Origin of the sequence: Noviherbaspirillum sp. UKPF54 (assembly GCF_007874125.1) — a bacterium.
Taxonomy (GTDB): domain Bacteria; phylum Pseudomonadota; class Gammaproteobacteria; order Burkholderiales; family Burkholderiaceae_D; genus Noviherbaspirillum.
This window is the reverse complement of sequence record NZ_CP040128.1, coordinates 1450681-1471980: the sequence shown is the minus strand read 5'-3', so window position 1 is coordinate 1471980 and position 21300 is coordinate 1450681. Positions and strand designations below refer to the sequence as shown.

The 21300-nt window shown below is 60.3% G+C and carries 14 protein-coding genes and 1 pseudogene; 6 read left to right on the top strand and 9 right to left on the bottom strand.

The genetic code is table 11. The features are described from left to right. The first annotated feature begins 92 nt into the window (after window positions 1–92). From FAY22_RS06905 to FAY22_RS06880, 6 genes and pseudogenes are all read left to right on the top strand, one after another. The gene (locus FAY22_RS06905; protein WP_168204785.1) at window positions 93–1145 is read left to right on the top strand and encodes a cytochrome c; all 1053 of its coding nucleotides are present in this window, start codon (window positions 93–95) and stop codon (window positions 1143–1145) included. After that, complete coding sequence (locus tag FAY22_RS06900; protein ID WP_146329531.1) at window positions 1145–2191, top strand: c-type cytochrome; 1047 nt, start codon at window positions 1145–1147, stop codon at window positions 2189–2191. The genes FAY22_RS06905 and FAY22_RS06900 overlap by 1 nt, the downstream gene beginning before the upstream one ends. A gap of 263 nt (window positions 2192–2454) precedes the next feature. Next, window positions 2455–2739, top strand: a pseudogene (locus FAY22_RS06895) (cytochrome c5 family protein); the annotation flags it as partial. Window positions 2740–2867: 128 nt separating this feature from the next. After that, window positions 2868–5582 (top strand): EAL domain-containing protein, encoded by a 2715-nt coding sequence (locus FAY22_RS06890; protein ID WP_168204784.1) that lies wholly within the window; start codon window positions 2868–2870, stop codon window positions 5580–5582. Between the two features lie 54 nt (window positions 5583–5636). After that, window positions 5637–6140 carry a chemotaxis protein CheW gene (locus tag FAY22_RS06885; RefSeq protein ID WP_168204783.1) on the top strand — a complete coding sequence of 168 codons (504 nt, stop codon included), beginning with the start codon at window positions 5637–5639 and terminating at the stop codon, window positions 6138–6140. A 151-nt stretch (window positions 6141–6291) separates the two neighbouring features. Continuing rightward, window positions 6292–9486: an EAL domain-containing protein gene (locus tag FAY22_RS06880; protein WP_146329527.1), complete on the top strand. Its 3195-nt coding sequence runs from the start codon at window positions 6292–6294 to the stop codon at window positions 9484–9486. 477 nt (window positions 9487–9963) lie between these two features. Here the strand turns inward: FAY22_RS06880 and FAY22_RS06875 are convergent, their stop codons facing one another. The 9 genes from FAY22_RS06875 to FAY22_RS06835 all read right to left on the bottom strand — a co-directional run bounded on the left by FAY22_RS06875 (window position 9964) and on the right by FAY22_RS06835 (window position 21283). Further along, on the bottom strand, window positions 9964–10317 hold the full coding sequence (locus FAY22_RS06875; protein ID WP_146329526.1) for a c-type cytochrome: 354 nt from the start codon (window positions 10315–10317) through the stop codon (window positions 9964–9966). Window positions 10318–10396: 79 nt separating this feature from the next. Beyond that, window positions 10397–12445, bottom strand: coding sequence for a cytochrome C (locus FAY22_RS06870; protein ID WP_246860683.1), 2049 nt, complete (start codon window positions 12443–12445; stop codon window positions 10397–10399). 220 nt (window positions 12446–12665) lie between these two features. Beyond that, on the bottom strand, window positions 12666–14909 hold the full coding sequence (locus tag FAY22_RS06865; RefSeq protein WP_210411906.1) for an MtrB/PioB family decaheme-associated outer membrane protein: 2244 nt from the start codon (window positions 14907–14909) through the stop codon (window positions 12666–12668). 19 nt (window positions 14910–14928) lie between these two features. Then, a complete protein-coding gene (locus FAY22_RS06860; protein WP_146329524.1) occupies window positions 14929–15903 on the bottom strand; it encodes a DmsE family decaheme c-type cytochrome in 975 nt (324 codons plus the stop codon). A 509-nt stretch (window positions 15904–16412) separates the two neighbouring features. Then, on the bottom strand, window positions 16413–16766 hold the full coding sequence (locus FAY22_RS06855; protein WP_246860682.1) for a c-type cytochrome: 354 nt from the start codon (window positions 16764–16766) through the stop codon (window positions 16413–16415). Between the two features lie 92 nt (window positions 16767–16858). Continuing rightward, on the bottom strand, window positions 16859–17611 hold the full coding sequence (gene rquA, locus FAY22_RS06850) for a rhodoquinone biosynthesis methyltransferase RquA (RefSeq protein ID WP_146329523.1): 753 nt from the start codon (window positions 17609–17611) through the stop codon (window positions 16859–16861). A 226-nt stretch (window positions 17612–17837) separates the two neighbouring features. Continuing rightward, the gene (locus FAY22_RS06845) at window positions 17838–19889 is read right to left on the bottom strand and encodes an MtrB/PioB family decaheme-associated outer membrane protein (RefSeq protein ID WP_168204782.1); all 2052 of its coding nucleotides are present in this window, start codon (window positions 19887–19889) and stop codon (window positions 17838–17840) included. Window positions 19890–19910: 21 nt separating this feature from the next. Continuing rightward, entirely contained in the window at window positions 19911–20858 is a 948-nt protein-coding gene (locus FAY22_RS06840) for a DmsE family decaheme c-type cytochrome (protein WP_210411905.1), read from the bottom strand. A gap of 80 nt (window positions 20859–20938) precedes the next feature. After that, on the bottom strand, window positions 20939–21283 hold the full coding sequence (locus FAY22_RS06835) for a c-type cytochrome (RefSeq protein ID WP_146329521.1): 345 nt from the start codon (window positions 21281–21283) through the stop codon (window positions 20939–20941). Between the last annotated feature and the right edge of the window lie 17 nt (window positions 21284–21300).

Genomic DNA, 21300 nt, shown 5'->3' with positions numbered 1-21300 from the left:
CACGAACCTTGCTTCCGCTTTCCCGAAATCGGATTGCTTTCCTTTTCCTGGGAATCGCCGCTTTCTCGTCGAATGCCTTCGCCGGCGCGCATGTGAGCTCGAGCGACGGAAAAATCAACCCGGCCGCGATCTACCATAACTACTGCTCGGTCTGCCACGGCGATAAGGGTGACGGCAATAGCCGCGCGCGCGGCAGCCTCAACCCGCCACCGCGCGACTTCACCTCACCGACCGCGTCGCAACTTACGCGCGACTACATGATTGCCATCGTCAAGGGCGGCAAGGCCGGCACCGCCATGGTCGGCTGGCAGTCGCAGATGAACCAGAAGGAAATCGAGGCGGTGGTCGACTACGTGCGCGCCAACTTCATGCCTGCCAATATTTCGAACGATATGAATCGCGGCCGACTCGTATACGCCAAGAACTGCTCGGTCTGCCACGGCGACAAAGGCGATGGCAGGAGCCGCGCACAGGCCAGCCTGAACCCGCCGCCGCGCGATTTCACCGCGCCTGCAGCCAAGACCGACCTGTCCAAGGAGCGCATGCTCAAGTCGGTTACTTACGGCCGCCCGGAAACCGCGATGGCCGGTTTCCAGACACAACTGAGCGCGGACGACATCAATGCGGTGGTCGATTACATCCGATCCAGCTTCATGGGCATGACGAGCATCGAAGGCATTTCCGGCACGCGCCATGGTAAGGGCTCCCCCGCACCAGGCGCACATGGCATGCCCGGAGTAGGCATGGCAGGCGCGATGGCGATGTCGCCGCAACACACGCCGGCCAAGTCGCTGTCGGCCGATATGAAAGCGCCGCTCCCGCATAGCCTGAAAGGCGATGCCGTCAAGGGTGCGGCCTTCTACATGAGCAATTGCGCCACCTGCCATGGCACCACTGGCGATGGTCGCGGCCCACGCGCCTACTTCATCATGCCGAAGCCGCGCAACTTCCTGCATCCGGCTTCGCGCCAGGAACTGAATCGTGTCGCGCTGTTCAATGCCATATCCTCTGGTAAGCTCGGCACCGAAATGCCGGCCTGGGATAAGGTGCTGACGCAACAGGAAATCGCCGATGTGGCCGAATTCGTGTTCCAGCGCTTCATCCAGCCGCCTGCCGGCACCGGAAAACAAGCGAAGATCAAATAATGAAATTGCCAGCATTACTGGCGGCAGCCGTCCTAGCGCTCGCCGCCTGCAGCGACTCACCGAAACCGCCAGCTTCGGCAGCAGCTACCACCGAAGCAGCCCCGCCCAGCGCCGAGACGCTCGAACTGGGAAGGCGCATCTACAACTTCCGCTGCTATTTTTGCCACGGCTACTCCGGCAATGCGCAGACGCTGGCCAGCAGTTATCTGGAGCCGCGCCCGCGCGACTTCACTGCCATCACGCCGCAACAACTGCCGCGCGAGCGGATGCTGGAATCGATCCGCCATGGACGCCCGGGCACGGCGATGAAAAGCTTTTCCGACATCCTGCAACCGAACGAAATCGAGGCGGTCGCCGATTTCATCCGGCAGGAATTCATGGTCTCAAAAGCAAGAAACACCGCCTACCATACCCGGGAAAACGGCTGGGCCAACCATGAACAGTATTCAGCCGCATTTCCGTTCGCGACCGGCAAGATCAAACTCGACACGCCGCCGGAGCAGCTCACGTCCGAACAGCGTGCCGGACGCCGCCTGTTCATGTCGAGCTGCGTGAGCTGCCATGATCGCGGCAAGGTGACGAACGAAGGCACGCCATGGGATTCGCGGCCGCTGTCCTATCCGCGTATGGGTTTTGCGCCCGGGGACTGGCCGCCCAAGGACGTCGACGCCATCACTAGCGCCACGCCCTATCACCTGCATGACAGAATACCGAAGATCGCCGACCTGACGTCGCTTGAAAAACGTGGCGAGACGCTGTTCCAGAAAAACTGCGCGTTCTGCCATGCCGCGGACGGGACCGCGCGCAACTGGATCGGCAGCTTCCTGGAACCGCATCCGCGCGACCTGACCGCGCCCGAGTTCATGCGCAACATGACCAGAGCACGCTTGGCCGGCGTCATCCGCGACGGCCTGCCCGGCACCTCCATGCCGGCCTGGAAGTCGGTGCTCAACGATGCGGATATCCAGGCGCTCACCGCCTACATTTCGCGTGCATTTCATCCGGTTGCGGATGATGCCATGCGCGCCGCCCCCGAGCAGCGCTAGTCCGCCAGCCGCCGCCCCGATTAGATCGCGCGGCGGCACGCCCTCCTTGCTGCGCATTCCCGCCACTGACAAAGCGGACTGCCTTATTTACCGGTTCCGAGAATGGCTTGATCCGGAATGGGTGTCGCGCCCCGCTCCGGCGATTAAAGCTTTCCTTGCCATTGGCACATTACTTGCAGACTGACAATTCGGTGCACCGGCCCATCGTCGCCTGCGCCATGTCTTTAATCCAAGGAGAAAACATGAAAGTCAGTTTCATCAGTGCAGCCGTCGCTGCAGGTTTGTTGGTGATCGCGGGCCAGAGCTTTGCCGGCGGCAAGGAAGTCTATGAATCCACCTGCGCCGCATGCCACGCCACCGGCGCTGCCGGCGCGCCGAAGTTCGGCGACAAGGCAGCATGGGCACCGCGCATCAAGACCGGCGCCGACGCGTTGCACGCTTCCGCCCTCAAGGGCAAGGGCGTGATGCCGGCCAAGGGCGGCAACGCCAGCCTGTCGGATGCGGACGTGATCGCCGCCGCCGACTACATGATCGGCCAGGCGAAGTAAGCCGCCCGTTCCGGCAGGTGCGTGCCCGTGGCTGCGCCTGCAACCACTGCCGGGCGGCACAGCCGGCCGGCACTTCTCCTTGAATGATTCTAATCGGGCCCAGGCCCGCAACCCATAGGACAATCAGCATGCGCAAGATCATCGTTTCAAACCTGTTGCTGATCATGTTCCTGGTGGGTGCGGCTTCGGGTTTCTTTGTCAGCAATATTGGCTGGTGGGGGCTGCACCGGGGCGCGCAGGATCTCGACCGCCTATACGACAGCAGCGGCGCGGCCCTCAAGCAACTATCCGACATCGAGGCACAGCTGCAGCGTTCGCAGGAACTATTTCTCGACGTGCTCCGCAAGCAGCAGCTATCCCCCGCCGACAAGGGTGCACTGGTCCATTCCGACGGCGAAGTTCGCCAGCAGCTCGGCAAGCTCCAGCACGATCCCAAGCGCGGCGACTACTGGGCGCAGGTGAGCCATCTGTATAACCGTGTATCGAACAGCCGGGAACGCGTGCTGGCGCTGCTCGACAAGGACCCGGCAGGCGCGTTGCGCATGTATGCCGTCGACACTGCCTCCCTGTCCAACCAGATGTTTACCGAGCTGCACCAGTCCCTGCCGCAGATAATCGAGGCCAGCACCCGGTCCTATGAACGCGGCGCCGAATTCAACCGCGACTCGCGCCTCACGCTGCTGGCGATGTCGATGCTGGCCACCGTCTTCTTCTGCCTGACCGCCGCCCTGACCTATCGCGAGGCACGGGAGCGCCGCAGGAAAAGTGCCGAACTGGATCGCGAGCACACATTGTTCCGCACGCTGTTCGAAGGCACCACCGACGGCGTGATCCTGCGCAGCAAGGATCGCTTCATCGATTGCAACCGCGCCGCGCTCAAGCTGTTTGCCGTGCCAAACGTGCAGGCGTTCGCGGAAATGGGGCTGGGCCAGCTGCAGCCTATGGAACAGCCGGACGGCGCACTGTCGGCCGCAGCGCTGCTCGAAAAGATCGAAGAGAGCATGCTGCACGGCTCGCAACGCTTCGAATGGCTGTTCAAATCGCTCGACGGCCGGGAGTTTCCGGCCGAAGTCACGATCGACTCGGCGCACCTGCTCGACCGCTCCATTGCGCAACTGACGGTGCACGATATTTCGCGTCGCAAGCAAAACGAGCGCTCGATGCGCCTGGCCAACCAGGCCTTCGAGAACTCGCTGGAAGGCATGACCATCACCGACGACAAGGGCAACATCCTCACCGTCAACCGCGCCTTCACAACGATCACCGGCTATAGCCTGCAGGAAGTGGTCGGCCGCAATCCGCGCATGCTCAGCTCCGGACGGCAGAGCCAGGAATTCTACAAGGAGATGTGGGAAGCCATCGGACAGAGCGGCAAGTGGCAGGGCGAGATCTGGAATATACGCAAGAACGGCGACATCTACCCGCAGTGGCTCAACATCAGCCGCGTGGTCGACGACCATGGCCGTGTCACCAATTACGTCGGCGTGTTTTCCGACATTTCCGAGCGCAAGTCGGCGGAGGAACGGATCCTGCACCAGGTGTACTACGACCAGTTGACCGACCTGCCGAATCGGGTGCTGTTCAGCGACCGACTCAACCAGGTGATGAACCAGGCCAAACGCAACTCCGACCTGCGCTTCGCCGTGATGTTCCTGGACCTCGACCGCTTCAAACTGGTCAACGACAGCATGGGGCACGATGCCGGCGACCAGCTGCTGCAACAGGCCGCGCATCGCCTGCGTGGCAGCGTGCGCAGCGCCGACACGGTGGCGCGCATGGGCGGCGACGAGTTCACCATCGTGCTGTCGGAAGTCAGGAGCCCGAAGGATGCCTGCAGCGTTGCGCAAAAGATCCTGGACGCCTTCCGTGCGCCGTTCCAGCTCGATGGCGAGGAAGTGTACGTCTCCGTCAGCATCGGCATCAGTGTCTATCCGGACGACGGCGCCAGCACCGACATCCTGCTCAAGAACGCCGATATGGCGATGTACCGCGCCAAGAGTTCAGGTGGCTCCTGGTACGAGCTGTATGACGAAGGGCTCGGCACCCAGGCCAGCCAGCGCCTGGCGATGGAGACCGCGCTGCACAAGGCCATCGAGCGCAACGAGCTGGAGCTGCACTACCAGCCGCAGTTCGACTGCAACACCAGCAAGCTGGTCGGATTCGAGGCGCTGCTGCGCTGGCGCCATCCGGAACGCGGCCTGCTGGCGCCGGAAGCCTTCCTCAACATCGCCGAGGAGACCGGCCTCATCGTCCAGATCGGCGAATGGGTGCTGCGCACCGCATGCACCCAGGCCCAGGCCTGGCGCAAGGAGTTCCCCGGTCACCGGCTGATGGCAATCAATCTCTCGGGCCGCCAGTTCCAGAGCGCGGACCTGGCGCGCCAGGTCTCGCTAGCGCTGCAGCACAGTGGCCTGCCCCATTTCTGTCTGGAACTGGAAATCACCGAAAGCGTGGTGATGCACGATCTCGACGCCTCGATCGCTATCATGCATCAGATGGCCGATCTGGGCGTGCAGTTCTCGATCGACGATTTCGGTACCGGGCACTCGTCGCTGGCGTATCTCAAGAAGCTGCCGCTGCATGCGCTCAAGATCGACAGCTCCTTCATCCGCGATATCGTCAGCGACCAGGACGACGCGGCCATTGTTGGCGCCATCGTCGCCATGTCCAACAAGCTCGGCCTGCGCGTCGTCGCGGAAGGCATCGAGGACAAGGCGCAGCTCGACCTGCTCAAGGCATACAAGGGCATCGTCGGCCAGGGCTACCTGATGGGCCGGCCGCAGACCGCGGAGGCCATCTCGAAAATGATCGCCGACGGCAGGCCCAAGTCCGCGTTCGCCTGACAGCATGAGCAAATACGCAACATGCGGCGAGAAGAACCGTTGAAAGGACCTGCGATGCACACCAACACATACGTATCCCCGCCCGGCTCCGAGCCGGACACAGCCATGGCCGATGCGGGGTGCGCGGATTATCTGACGTATCGCGCCTCCGGCCGCCAGTACGGCGCCCCGCTGCACAAGGTATTGGAGCTGCGGCGCATGGACGAGGTGCGTCCTCGTCATCGCGGCGACGCAATCATCGGCACGATCATGGTGCACGGCATCGACGTGCCCGTCGTCGACCTGCCGGCCATGCTCGGCCTGTCCCGGCCGCTACAGGAAAACAACGCCGAAGTGGTGATTCTGCACAGCGGAGATTGCCTGATCGGGATCGCCGCCGAATGCGTGATCGACGTGACGACACTTTGCGCGGCGCAGATGCGGCTGGCGCCGGCGATCCGCATGGAAGACGGTGCGCACTACCTACTAGGCATAGGAAAGATTGAGCAGCGCGTGCTTGCACTGCTCGACGTCGACAAGCTGCTCGCCGACCTCCATCCTCTAAAATTCGCCGCCTGACGGCACGCAGCGGAATGGGAGCCTTCATGCGGAAAAGCGCAAACGACTTTGCGCTCATACACAGCAAGAAGACTTGGCTTCCGGCGAAGATAAACCCTGCCGCACAGCTCCGCTGTGGCGGCATAAGCACGAAGTACTGGAGCAGCATGCAATGAATCGCGTAGTAACGGCACTGATGGGAACGAGCGGCGACGAATCGAAGCTTCGCTTGCGCTTGCGCCTGATTACGGCCATGTCATTTTGTATCGCCCTGCTCTTCGCGGGCACGCTCGCGGCATTGATCATGCATGTAACGATCGAGCACGAACAGCGCGAGGCGGAAGTGATTGCTGCCAATCAGAGTTCCATGCTCGAAGAGCGCCTCGCCAGGTCCCTGTCGGCCACGTATGCTCTAGCCGCGATGCTACGCAACGGCCGTGGCGAAATCGATCAGTTCGATCAGATAGCCAGCGAGATGCTGAAACTGTACGGCGGCATCAGCAGCCTGCAACTTGCCAAGGACGGCATCGTATCTAAGGTCGTGCCGCTCGGCCCGAATGCCAAGGCGATCGGTCACGATCTGCTCAAGGACCCGGCACGCAACAAGGAAGCCTTTCTCGCACTGCAAACGCGGAGCCTGACGCTCGCCGGTCCGATGGAACTGCTACAGGGTGGTCTGGCGGTGGTCGGCCGCCTGCCGGTGTTCCTGCCGGATGGCGATGGGCAAGACAAATTCTGGGGCTTCGTCACGGCGCTGATCCGGATCCCCGACCTGCTCATCAGCAGCGGCCTGCCGCAGCTGGAACATTCGGGCTATCGCTACGAGCTGGCCTACATCCCGCATGGCAGCGAGGAACGCGTGGTGTTCGTGCGGTCCGGCGCAACGCCGCAGCATTCACCTGTGGTACGCCGCATCGACGTCCCCAACGGACGCTGGTTCCTCAGCATCGAACCAGTGGAAGGCTGGATCGATCCGGAAGCGCCGATCTATTCTGCCGCCGCTGCCGTGCTGCTGGCGCTACTGCTAGCAGGGTTTACCCATACGGTGTTCAAGCAACCGCTGGTGCTGGCTCGCAAAGTCGAACAACGCACACGGGAGCTGGCCGACGCAAACCGCGCGCTCTCCATAGAAATCGAAGAACGCCAGCGCGCCCAGCGCGACGCGAACCAAATCAACCGCATGTACAGCGTGCTCAGCCACACCAACGGTGCGATCGTTCGCATCGGCGAACGCGACCAGTTGCTCGAGGAAATCTGCCGTATCGCGGTCGAGTACGGCGGCTTTCCGCTGGCGCGCATCGCGCTGCTCGACGCACGAGGCAAGCGATGGCGCTGGGTCGCACAATGGGGCAAGGATGTCAGCCAGCCGGAATGCGACGAGCTGATTCACGCTGGCCTGACCAGCAAGGTGAATACCGCGCACTGCGCCACGCTCAGCATATGCAGCAGCCGCCGCCGGGAAGACATGGATAGCCGGCCGATCTGCAGCAAGGCGCGCAAAGCCGGCTTTGAATCGCATGTCGTGCTGCAGTTGCGCGTGGCTGAACGGGTCGGCGGCGTGTTTAGCCTTTACGCGCGCGAGCCGGACAGCTTTGACGCGGCACAACTGCGCCTGCTGGAGGAAATGGCGGAGGATCTTTCGTTTGCACTAAGTAATATCGAGGGCGAGGCGCAACGCCGGAAGGTGGAAGACAACCTGCGCAAGCTCTCGCGCGCAGTCGAGCAAAGCGCAAGCGCGGTCATGATCACCGACCGTCACGGCGTGATCGAGTATGTCAATCCTTGGTTCACCAAGATAAACGGATACAGCGCGGACGAAATCATCGGAAAAACGCCGCATCTGCTGAGCTCTCAGGAAACGCATCCCGAGACCTACAAGCGCATGTGGGATACCCTGAAGTCCGGCAAGGAATGGACCGGCGAACTGCACAACACCAAGAAGAACGGCGAACTATACTGGTGCCTCGAGACCATTTCGCCGCTCAAGAACGAGGACGGCGAAATCACGCATTATGTCGCGGTGACAGAAGACATCAGCGAACGCAAGCAGAACGAACAGACCATCCGCAACCTCGCCTTCCATGATCCGCTGACCGGCCTGCCCAACCGGCGCCTGTTCAATGACCGGTTGCAGCAGGCGATCGTGGCGCGCCAGCGCAAGGATACGCCGTTCGCCCTGATGCTGTTGGACCTGGACCGCTTCAAGACCGTCAACGACACGCTCGGTCACGATGTCGGTGACGCACTGCTCAAGGCCGTCGCCGCACGTCTGACCAGCGGCGTACGCCAGGGCGACACGCTGGCGCGTATGGGCGGCGATGAGTTCGCGCTGCTCAGCGTCGATATCGCGCAGCCGGAAGACACTGCGCATATCGCCGGCAAACTGGTCGACGCGCTGAAGGCGCCGTTCCAGCTGTACGGCCACGAATTGTACGTCACGGGCAGCGTCGGCGTGACGCTGTTCCCGTCCGACGCTGCCGACGGCGACGCACTGATCAGGAATGCCGACATCGCGCTCTATCGCGCCAAGGACATAGGGCGCAACAACTTCCAGTTCTTCACCGAAGACATGAATTCGGCGATCATGCAGCGGCTCCAGCTGGAGAACAGCATGCGCAGCGCTATCGAGCGTAACGAATTCATGCTGTATTTCCAGCCGCAAGTGGACATCGTCAGCGGCAGGATCAGCGGCACCGAGGCGCTGATTCGCTGGTGCCACCCGACGCTGGGCACAGTATCTCCGGCCAAATTCATTCCGCTGGCGGAAGAGACCGGCATGATCGTCCAGATCGGTGAATGGGTGCTGCGCACCGCTTGCGCGCAAGCCAAGGCGTGGCAGCGCGCCGGAACTCCCATGCGGGTAGCGGTCAACCTTTCGGCACGCCAGTTCCTGCACGGCGACCTGGCCGAGACCATCGAGGGCATCCTGGAAGAGCTGCAGTTGCCGCCCGCCCTGCTGGAAGTCGAACTGACAGAAGGCATCCTGATGGAAGACACCAGCCAGACCGGCGCCATCCTGGCGCGCCTGCATCGTATGGGCGTGCAGATATCGATCGATGACTTCGGCACGGGCTATTCGTCGCTGTCTTACCTCAAGCGCCTGCCGATCCAGGTACTCAAGATCGACCAGTCCTTCGTGCGCGACATTCATACCGATCCCGATGACCGTGCTATCGTCACGGCCGTCATCGCGCTGGCGCACAGCATGCGGCTTGAAGTCGTGGCCGAAGGCGTCGAGACGCGCGAGCAGCTCTCCTTTCTGCGCGAGTACGGATGCGATGTGATGCAGGGGTACTTGTTCAGCAAGCCTGTAACTGGCGACGATGTGCTCGCGCTGTTGGCAGCCGACTCGCGCCTGAGCGCGTGAACGTGCGCTGCAGCTAACAAGGAATTCCGATGGAACAATCAATCAAACAGCACATTGACGGGCATGCATGCGAACCGGAGTGGGTCGCGCAGAATCATTTGTATTCCTACTGTGTAAAAGCCCGTCCCGCGCATGTATAACACGACGGGGGACTCCCTTCCGGCATGGAAGAAAGCCGCTGTGCGCACAAGTCCTGCCTGTTCAATGCAGCACAACGATAGCTGGTCGCGGCACGATTGCCTGGCCCATCGCCGTGGACGAGCGTACGTAGGTACGGTGTCCGCGCACACGGATACAGACCTTTGGCGATATCTTTTGCCTCCGCACGCCAGGCCCCACTGACGCGGGCGCATCACCCGCAGTCCATTCTCCATCACAATCCGGCGCATAAAAAAACATGGCCGGCACTGCCCTTCGACAGTGCCGGCCGCTGTCAATCGACGCCGGCGAATCCCCAGGCCCGCAGGCCCGGCGGAATCAGCGCGACAGGATCCAGTTACTGATCGCCTTCAGATCGCCCTGATCCTTGGTCTCGATGACCTTGTGATCTTCCTCGGTGCCGTCTTCCAGCTTGACCTTAGGCGAGGTGGTGATGTTCTTGATCACCTTGGATTCGCCGTCAGGCTTGCCCTTGTACTTTTCCGCGACCTTCTTGTACGACGGCCCCTTCTTGGTCTTGTCGATAGCGTGGCACTTGAAGCAGCCCTGCTTCTTCAGGTACGGCTCGACGTCCGACTCGCTCATCGCGGCGAAGGCCGACGCCGACAGGGACAGCGCTACCGTTGCTGCGGCAATGCCGAACAGCTTGGTGGTGATCGTGTTGAGTTTCATGATAGCTCTCTCAAAAATTTATTACTTAAATAACACCGCCAACATTTGTAATCCGGGGGACGGGCGCCCCGGATATTCCTTATAGGTGTCCGAAGAAGCCAATCAACACCAGGCTCAGCAGTGTCAATCCGATGCTGATCAGGGTAAAGCCGAGAATCTTCGCACCCAACTTCATCGGACGCGACGGCTCTTCGACCAGATACTTGGCCAGCTCGCCGGATTTCACTAAGCGATCATACTCGACGCGGTGCTCCCGGCGGAACTCTTCCAGCGTAAAGGCGCCGGTGAACATGACCGTATCAAGCGGGAACTTATCCGGACGGAAGTGGTTGTTGAAGAAGTGGACGGTGAACAGGAACAGCACCGCCAGGATCGCTTCTTCGCCGTGGAAGATCATCGCCACGTTGAACACCCAGCCCGGCAGGTAATTCGCCGTGATGTGCGGGAACCACATCATCAGGCCGGATACGCCGATGATGGTGACGCCCCAGAACGGTGCCCAGTAGTCGAACTTCTCCCAGTAGGTCCAGCGCTCGAATACCGGGCGCGGCGCCTTGCCGAAGAACCACTTGAACATCAGGACGATATCCTTCAGATCCTGCAGGTTCGGGATCATCGAATGCGGGCCGAAGATCTTGAAGTTCTTCCAGTCGCGGCCGATGCGGATCAGCACGAAGGCCAGGTGCCAGAAGAAGATCAGCCCGAACACGGTCGCCGCCGAGCGGTGGATCAGACCGGCCACCTTCGGGCCGCCGACGAAGTCGATGATCACCGGAGCCCACGGCGCGTTCGGGAAGAACAGCGGCATGCCGGTGGTGGTCAGCGTCATCAGGGACAGCGCGAAGCACAGGTGGGCGATACGCCATACCAGCGGGAAGCGCTGGTAATGCAGCCCCTTGAACTCTTCCGGCAGCGCTTCCACGTTTACGTGCGGACGCAGCTTGCGTTCCTTGCGGTCCTTGTATTCACGGTAGAACCACAGGAGCGTATGGGTCCAGAAGAACGCAAAGGTGCCAACCAGCAGCCCGATCATGAACTTGGACGCGATCCAGATCTGCGGGTAGTGCTTGAAGTCGTCGGTCACGCCGTGCGGCGCAAACGAGGCGAAGCCCGCAGTCGCTTCCGGCAGCCCTTTCTTCGGATTGTGGCACTGCTGGCAAGTCTTCAGGCGATTCTTTTCGTGCACCTTCGATTCCGGGTCGTCGGCCGGCAGGATGCCGTGGCTGCCGTGGCAGTCGAAGCACTTGCCGGTGTTCGCGTAACCGAGGGTATTGATCTGCCCGTGATAGGTGCCCTTGTACGACTTGAACTTGTCTTCGTGGCAGTTACCGCAGTTGTGGGTAATCGTCAGCTTGGTTGCCGCTGCCGAGGTATTGGCGATTGCGTGCGTGGTGTGGCAATCGGAGCAAACGGCCGCCTTCAGGTTCTTCTTTTCGAGAACCTCTTTCCCGTGTATGGAAGAGGTGTACTCTTCCAGTTGGTCCTCGTGGCAGCTCTCGCCGCACACCTTGGGAACGTTCAGGCGGTTGTCGGTGCGGCGCACAGTACCCTCGGGCGCGACGTCGAACGTGTGCACGTCATGGCACTCGTTGCAGGTGGCGTACACGCGCGTCTTGTCTTCCTTGTTCGGGCGCGCGTGGAACGACTTCTTGTACGCTTCGATGTTGTCTACCACCACGCCCAGGCGCGCCTTTTCCTTGGTCAGACCATCCTTCTTGGCCTTGTCCCACAGCGCCTCGTGACACTGGATGCAGTCCGGTTTTTTCGCCTGCGCAGATTTCTGGTGCTGCGCCTTGGCGTCGGTGATTTCGGTGTGGCAGTCGACGCACTGCATATTGCCATGCACGCCCTTGCCGTATCGTTCATTGCTGATGGCATGCAGGTCGCGCTTGGCGCCGTCGGCGCCCTGTGCTTCCAGCTTGCCCTTCTTGCCATCGTGGCAGCTCTCGCAGCTCGCATTATCGAGCTTCTCTGTGCTGGCAGCGGCGGCAGGTGCGGCCTTGTCGTCGTCTGCCATTGCCGGCGTCGCCGCAAAGCCGGCGATGCAGAACAGCGCGGTCAAGGCCAGGGCCTTGAGCTTGCGCGCTGGCTGGCTCAGTGTGGTCCGTTTTATGGGCAGGGTAATCATGATTTTTCGAAATTCAAATTATTACTGTTGGTATTAAGCAACTTTTGGACCAGACGGACGCAACAAAGCCGACGCGAAACTTGCAATGCATGGACGTATTAAGGGCACCGTCGAAATCCATTCAGAGGCCGGGATAAAACAAGCCCCAGAAAAAAAACTCCACCGGCCTCAGAAAGTATCTTCCTTAGGTCGGTGGAGCACGATCGCAACAGACTAGGTCTTATTGGAAGCGATAGATGTAACGAACGCCGATGAAGTTGGAGATCTGCGTCGGATTAGCGGTGACATAGGTGCCATCACCCAGACGGTAGGGCGTGCCATCGGTCGCTTGCCATGTCCAGTCGTCGGTCTTCCAACGTTCGTGCGTCACATCGAAGCGCACGTCGGAATTCTTGTTCAACGCATATACCGAGTACAGATTCAGGCGAACGGTCTTGTTCGTGATGTCCTTAAGATCTGTCGTACCGTTGGAAACGGTCGCGGTCTGCCCCGCAAGATTCGAAGCCGCCGTGTCGTACTTGCTTACGTTGTGAATCCATTGCAGATTCGCACCGGTGAGCAGGCGCGGCGTAGCAGCCCACTTGGCGCCCAAGCCCAGGGAATTGGCGCCGTCCTCCAGATCGTACTGCCGGGTGCCGGCAACACCGGTACCTGTGGAACTATAGAGGAAACCGGTCTGCTTGGCCTTGCTCATATCGTAGCTATACCAGGCGTCGAATCTGAGCTTTTCGCTCACCGTCCAGGTTGCGTCTACGCTATAGAGCTGCGTCGTACCTTTTTCCAGACCGAAGGCGTTCTGGCCGCTGTACTTGTCCCGTCCACCTTCAGCGACAAATTGCAAGGACAGCGCATCCGCAGGACTCCAGTCCAAAGCCAGACGAACCTTGTCACGCTCACGGTCAGCGACGTTAAGGGGGTTAATCTTGTTCCCCATGTCAAAGGTGACGCCACCAGAGGTAAAGGTATCCGGCTCCATCAACGTGTAAGAGGAACCATCACGCTTGGCATGAATCCAGGACGCGCTGCCGTTGACGGTTTCCGTCAGGGCGCGGCGAATTTCCAGGCGACCGGTGGTTTCGTTCAGCTTGTGACGGAAAGGAACCACGCCTTCCTTTTCCTCGCCGCTGGCAAGGACAGGTTCCACGCGATCCTGACGCTTCTCTTCCAGAGAGCCCACCAGAGTATAGATATCGTTCACACGATAAGTACCTTCCAGTTTGCCCGAGAGGGTCTTGTAGGAACCGCGCACATACGGATAGGTGGGATAGCAGTTAGCAGTCGTATCAGTCACGCTGCCAGGAGCACACTGCGCCGCCGTGTGACCAGCCTTGGGCTCACGTCCGATGAAATCGACGATGGGCGTCTGGTCATCCCTGTTGTGATAACGCAGATTGCCGTTCAAGGTAAATTCCTTGGTCACACGGGAATTCAGACCGAGTTGAATCAAGGAGGTATTGACCTGAGCGTGCAAGCTGCTCGGCGGGCTCATGTTGGACAGATTGGCCGAGTACCCATTCGCCGTGGTGATATCCGTAAAAGGATTGTGATCGTTCTGGGTCGCACGAGTGTATTCGAGCTTGACAGTGCCGCGGGTGTCCTTCGTGAAGTTGTAACCACCGTTCAGGAACAATTGGTGCGCTTCGTTATCCAGCGGCAGCGACAGGAAAGTCGTGTTACCGCCGGCGACTGTCTTCTCGGCACCGACAGGACCGATCACCATCATCTTGCTGGTGTTGTTCTGGTACCAGCTACCGTTGTAGCCGCCGCGAAGCTGGAGTTTCGGAGTGGTGTAGGAAAGAGCTGCTTCCAACTGGCGCGTCGTGCTGTCGATCGGCTCGACGGCAAAGTAACCGCTCTGATCACCGCCACGGCTCCAGTTGCGGGTGCCATCCTTCTCTTCGTTCTTGAACGTGACGTCGAAATCGAAACCGGGCAGCAAGCTCTTGTAGAAACCTAAGCTGGTTTGCTGACGCACGGTACCCAGTTCCACCGTCTGATTTTGCGGCGCAGATCGACTAAGGGTAGTCTCTTTAGTGACGTCGTTGGTCTGGATCAGGCGTGTGCCGCCGATACCTTGCAGGTTGGTGTGGAACGTGTTCGGATCATCCCGCGTGATGCGGTTGTACTCGATGGTGGCGCCCACATTGCCCTGGCGCAGGTATTCCGCCTTGACCTCGCGGTTGTCCAGGCCGAAGTTTTGGGCCTTGACCTTGTACCAGGTGCCGGTGGCATCGTCGCGCTTGACGACGTTCGCGTCGAGCAGGCCGTAGCCGCCCGCATCGCGCATGGCGTCGTAAATGCCTAGCCGTGGACGGTCATTGGACCAGCCGCCGGCGCCGATGGAAATGCTGCTGTCCGGCTTGATCAGGGCTGCCACGTCATCGTCAGCGAGCGCGGGACCGAATACCGCCACCAGGGCGGCGGCGACGGCGGTCAACCGGAATTGCGTTTGTGTCTTGGTCATGATTGAGCTCCCTTATTTCTTAGCGACGGAAGTGTCCGGCTGCGCCGTGGTTACCTACACCGCTTTGCGTGCTGTTGCTACCGTGGATATTGGTATGGCAGTTGTTGCAGGCGCGGCCCACGACCGAAGCACCAGGTGACGGGGCGGAGTTAGCATTCGGCTGGAAAGCGATATTCGCCGGGTGCAAGGTGTTGCTGTGGCACTGTTGGCAGAGGAAGGGCGCACGCTGCTTCAGCAGGTTAGGTATGCTGGTGCCGTGCGGCTGGTGGCAGATACCACAATCTTCCGTCACAGGCTGATGGTTATGCACGAACGGGCCGCGCTTTTCCATGTGGCATGTGTAGCAGGTGTCGTTGGTGCTGCTCTTGATCAGCGCCTTCGGATTGTCGTTGTGCACATCGTGGCAAGAGGTGCAAGCCAGCTTGCCTTCCGGAACCGGGTGGTGCGTCGGACGGTTCATTTGCGCACGCTGTTCCTTGTGGCAGGCATAGCAGACTTCGGCTTGCGCCTTCTTGTCACGCACCTTGTCCTGGCCGTTATGCACAGTGTGGCAGGAGGAGCAGGCTACGTCGCGGTTGGCGTGCGTGCTGGACTGCCAGTTGATGTGCTTGCCGCCCTGGTGGCACGTGAGACAGGCGTCGTTGCGCTGCGGCGCGGGATTCTTGGAATCTTTGGTGAAGGTGACGTCCGGCTTCGGCGGCTTGTCCTTCCCTTTGTAATCGGCGTGGGAATTGCTCTCGCCGTGGCACTTGGTGCAGGTCGGAGTGCGCTCATCGGCTCGTGTACCATGGCGAGTCTTGCCAATGGCAAGCAGCTGCGGCGAGTCCGCTTCGTCGTGGCACGCTGTACACTTCGCGTCGCCTTTCAGCACCAGGTCTTTCGGCGCTTCCTTCGCGCCCTCGGGTTTGGCAGCGTCAGCCGCGTAACCTGGCGCGGTTCCGGCCATCCCTATCGTAAATGCCACTAGCGTGACGAGCTTCTGCCAGAGCTTCATGATGCTTCTCCTATCTTTCGGCTTTGAATATTGAGTGCGCCTGTCCTGGCCGCATTGAATCCGTTTGTCTTACCTTCTGCTACGCATGAAGGCGTATTAAATCCCTACAAATTAAAGGGTATCTTTTGCGCAGTTTCTTCTCAACAATATCTGTTGCAAAGCGGGCCGATTTGCCGAGACTTTTTGATTTTCTTGACGACTCTCAAGCATTACCACCCACAGGAAAGATCAACATCAATATCGAGAAAAAAATGGCTTTTCATGCCGGCCCCAACACATCCAAATCTTCGCAACGGATGCAGTCACTTGCCTCTCACAGCGAAAACAGTCAACTGGGATAAGGGCTTTTCGATAGTGCGAAATTTTCAGAAACACGACATGTGCGCGGCCATGCACATTCCCGCAAACAGGAAGCACAGCGAAATCGGTAGATTTGGCGCGTACGTCCACGCCGTTATGCGCCCTGCGTGCGGCGACGACGCCGTTGCCGCACGCACCGCATTCAAATGCTATTCAAGCGACAGGATCCACTGGATCAGATTCCTGATTTCCGCCTCGTCCGTGGTCTTGATGATGCGGTGCTCTTCCTCTTCGCCGCTGGAAAGCTTGACGACACGGCCCGACTTGACGTGCGTGATCAGCTTCTCTTCGGCCTCGGGTTTGCCGCGGTATTTGGCGGCCACCTGCCTATAGGCGGGGCCATCCTTCTTCTTGTCGATGCCGTGGCATTTCAGGCAGCCTTCGCGGCGCAGCGTGGCTTCACCGGCGACGGCATCGAACGCCGCAGCATGCAGCGGTTGCGTCATGAGTACGACCGCCGCGAGCAGTGGCGCAGCGGAATTCAATACGAATCCTTTTTTCACTTCTTCTACTCCAGGGAATGAACGAAATCCTTTCAAAGCACACCAGCGTCTCGGCGCATTAGCGAGGCCATGACTGTCATGAACAGGCCAGCTCACACGGTGAGCACCACTTTCTGGTACAAGCCGCCGAAATAGGTTTCTTTCCTGATACCGGAGAACGTTATGTCCTGCGGCAGATAGCTTTCGAGCGGATTCTTCCAGAGATCGTCGGCATACGGTTCAAGGCGCCTGAGCAGCGCGCGCAACGGATGGCGCACCGGGTTCCAGTCGTCCGGCCCGTGGTAATCGACGATCACCACCTTCCCGCCCGGCTTTACCACCCGACATGCTTCGGCAAGCGTTTTGCGGCGTACGCTCTCCGGTTGTTCGTGCAGCAGGAAGAACACCAGCACGCGATCGTAGCTTTCGTTCCTGAAGCCCAGCGCGGCGGAATCGCGCTGATACAGCGACACGCGCGTGTCGGCTGGCAGTTTGCGCCTGAGGTTTTGCAGCTGGATCGGCAGCACATCGATCACATGCAACTGGCCATCGTCGGCGATGCGCTCGCGCAGGCGCGGCGTCAGATCACCATAGGCGCATGCGACCTGCAGGGTACGCCCGCTCAGGCTGTCCCCCAGCTCAGCGAGAGCCGCATCACGCAGCGGAGAGTAATTGCCGAACAAAATCAGGTTCACCAGCCATTCGCGCTCGAACACCTTGACCGCGTTCGGGTGGACGTATGCCCACCAGTAGATCTTTTGCAGATAGGGCGGCACCGTCACACGCTCCGATGTCTTGTCGAACTCGACCGGCTCCGCGTGGTCGATGCATGGCGCAATGCAGGATTCCGATATCAGATGTGTCATCTCCATGTTCCTTATGGTCTGCAGATAAAACTAAGCGCCGGCGCGCAAACGTGGGAATTGGTTAGCTCTGCGCTTTCCACGCCGCACGCCAAGCCGGCTCCCCTTGTGATAATTCTTGAAGTAAATTTCCGGCAGGCTATGCAAAGGTCGTACCAGCTGCCGACAGCGACCATAAAAAAACGGGGCCAAACTGCGCCCCGCTCATCCTCTTCGCAAAGACCGTCGCTCACTGGAAGCGATAGATATAGGTGACACCGAAGAAGCTGATGTACTGGCGCGGCGCCTGCGTCAGGGTGGTGCCGTCGCTGTAGTTCCAGCTCGACCATGACCAGTCGTTGGTGCTGTACCGGTCATAGATATAGTCGAAACGCAGGCTGGCGTTCTGCCGCAACGCGTAGCTGGCGAACAGCTTCAGGTTGGTGAGACGCGTGTACACGTCCGGCAGCGACGTCACCGCCGCGCCGGAGATGGCCTGCTGACGGTAGAGGTCGCCGATTTCCGAGTGGCTGAGATCGGCGCCGACATCCCACTTTTCGCGCGGCTTGCCGCGCAGGCTGAGGCCGAACGAATCGCTGTTGTTCTCGAGCTTGGAGCTCCACGGATTGCTTGCCGATATGCGCGTCGCACGATTGGCGAGCGTGTCGTTCCTGGATATCCAGCCGCTCGCCTGCCAGTCGTTGGCGAAGGCATAGGAAACGTCGACCGAATAGTTTTTCGACGAGCCGTCGCGCAAGCCGAAATCGTTCGCCGTGCGCGCGCTGTAGTCATCCCGCGTCTGGTCCGCCATGAACTGGACCGACAGGTCATTCGTCGGCGTCCAGCTGAGCGACAGCCGAACTTTATCGCGCTCGCGGTCGGCAAGATTCAGCGGCGCAATGAGATTGGAGCCGGTAGCACCGCCCTTCAGGACGTTATTCAGGAAATCGGAACCGTTGCGATCACTGCGGATGTAGGCAATGGAACCGGTCACGGTTTCCGACATCGTGCGCTTGAGCGCAACGCGATACGAGGTTTCCTCGGTCCGGTCGCGGAAACTGACGGACCGGATCGCGGAGGTATTACGGTCCTTCACGTCGTAGTCGATGCCGCCAGTCATCCGCAGCGAAGACTGCAGCTGATAGGTTGCTTCCACCTTGCCATTGGTCGTCTTGATGGAAATCGGCTGATTCTCGCCGTTGAAGCTCGACGCCGCCGTCACGCCAGTGACCGTGTAGGTCCGAACCGGTGTCTTGTCGTCGCGGTTTTCCTGACGCAGATCAGCCACCAGTGACAGCTTGGGAACGGGCCGCGCCGACACGCCCATTTGAACCAGCGTGGTGTCCACCCGGCCGCCAAGATTGCCGTCCGGCGCGATGCCGGCAGCGAGCGGAACGCCGGAAATGAAAGTATCGTTCTGCGTTGCCCTGCTATATGCGACCTTGAACGATCCGCGGGTGGTCGGCGTAAAACTGTAGCCGCCATCGAGCGCCAGCTGGTGAGATTGCGAATCGGGCGGCAATGCGATCGGGTTGAGCGCATTGGTCCCGGAAAAGGCCGTGGTGTTTCCGCCGGCTAGCGTGAGCGCAGTATTGTGATTGTCGTATGCGGTGCCATAGTAGATGGCGGACATCTGCAACTGCTTGCCGGAATAACCAAGGATCGCTTCGAGCTGGCGCGTCGTCGAATGAACCGGCTCCGGGGTGAATTCGAATGCATTGGTGGCGGTTCCACGCGAGAAGATGCGCGCGCCATCCTTGTCCTCGCTCTTTGCCCGCACCACGAGGTCGAAGCCATCACCGAGCTGCTTGGTAAAGCCCGCGCCGAGCATTTCGCGCTTCATCTTCAGCTGCTCGGCCGGCCCGTTGGTGCGCGTGGTCGGAATCGCCAAGCTCGCCGTGCCGATGCCCCGCACCGCCGTATTCACCGTATGCGGCTCGAAGCGCGGCAACTCGCTGTATTCAAGATAGTATCCCCAGTCACCCTGCCGCTCGTGCGTGAAGCGCATGTCGCGGTTTTCAAGGCCGAGGTTGTTGCCCTTGAACCTGACCCAGGTGCCGGTGCTCTCGTCGAGCTTATTCAAATCGATATTGAGCAAGCCGTACGTGCCCGCATCGCGCACGCCGGTATAGCGCCCGAACTGCGGCGCATCCTTGTTGAGATAACCTGCCCCAACCGATACTGACGACGAGGGCTTGGTCAGCCAGTTCAAATCGTCGTCCTGCTGCGCGCAAGCTGGTCCGTACACTGCGGCAAGCGCCGCTGCCATAGCCGCGAGAGGAAACGCCCTATGATTTTTCATTTTCATTCTCCCTGTCTCTCGTCAGCGGCGGTAGGTCCGCGCGTTGGCCCGGTCTGCCGGATTGTTGCTGCCGTGGATATCGGTATGGCAGTTCAGGCAACCGCGCGCCAGCGTGTTGGCCTTCTGTCCGGGACTGGCGTTTGAATTGGACAGTGAGGCGTTGAAGCCCTGGTGCGTTGCCGGCTCATGGCATTGCTGGCACAGGAAAGGCGGACGTGCCTTGAGCAGGTTCGGCATGGTCGAGCCGTGCGGGTTGTGGCAGATGGTGCAGTCTTCCTGCACCGGCGCATGGTTGCGCACGAACGGGCCGCGCTTCTCCATGTGGCAGGTATAGCAGGTGGCGACCACGCTATCGCGCAGCAGCAGGGTCGGACCGGCCGAGCCGTGCGGGTTGTGGCAGTCGGAACAAGCCATCTTGCCGTCCTTGATCGGATGGCGCGACGGACGCGTGTAGAGTGCGCGTTGCTCCTTGTGGCAGGTAAAGCAGACTTCCGGCTGGGTCACCTTGTCGCGTACCTTGTCGTGGTCGGTGTGCATCTGGTGGCAATTGGTGCACACCATGCCGGAACGCTCATGCGCGCCGCCGGCCCAGTGCGAGCGCCGGATGTTGCTGTGGCAGCCGAGGCAGGATTCGATATCCTTGGCGCTGGCCTTTCCGCGCTCGCTGAAGGCCTCGACCGGCGGACGGGTGGAAGAATGCGTCGAGTTCTTGACGTGATCGTCGCTCGTGCCGTGGCATCCCTGGCACGTCGGCGTGCGCTCGTCGGCTCTTACGCCGTGGCGCGTCTTGTAGATCGACAGCACCGGCCTTTCTTCGGACTGGTCGTGGCACTTGGTGCAGATCGCGTCCTGCGCCAGAGCCTTGTCAATTTGCTGCTGCTTCGCTTCGCCCGCAGCGAAGGCCGGGCCGATCCCGGCCGCGCTGACGGCGAGCGCCAGCGACATGGCAAGCTTCTGCCAGTATTTCATTTGTTTCTCCCTGAGCCTGCCCATTGTGACCGGCGCTCTGCGGCGCTTTGCGGTCAGAAGTAGTTTTTAGATTTTGAGTCTTACAACGATAAAATCCACTGGATCACATTCTTGATCTGGTCCGTGTCCTTGGTCTTCGGAATCTTGTGATCCTCTTCGTGTCCGTCCGGGAATTTCACCTTGTGGCCGCTGCTCAGATGCTGAGTCAGCTTCGCTTCCGCATCGGGCTTGCCCTTGTATTTCGCTGCAACCTCTTTGTATGCCGGTCCATCCTTGCCACGATCAATTCCGTGACAACGCAGGCACCCCTCAGCCCGCGTCAGCTTTTGCGCCGCTTCCGCGTCGACCGCCAGCGACTGCTGCGGCAGCAGCATGCCCGCCGCCGCAGCAGACCATATCGCGCCGGCGATGATGAATGCTTTCATCTCCCTCTCCCTTCGTT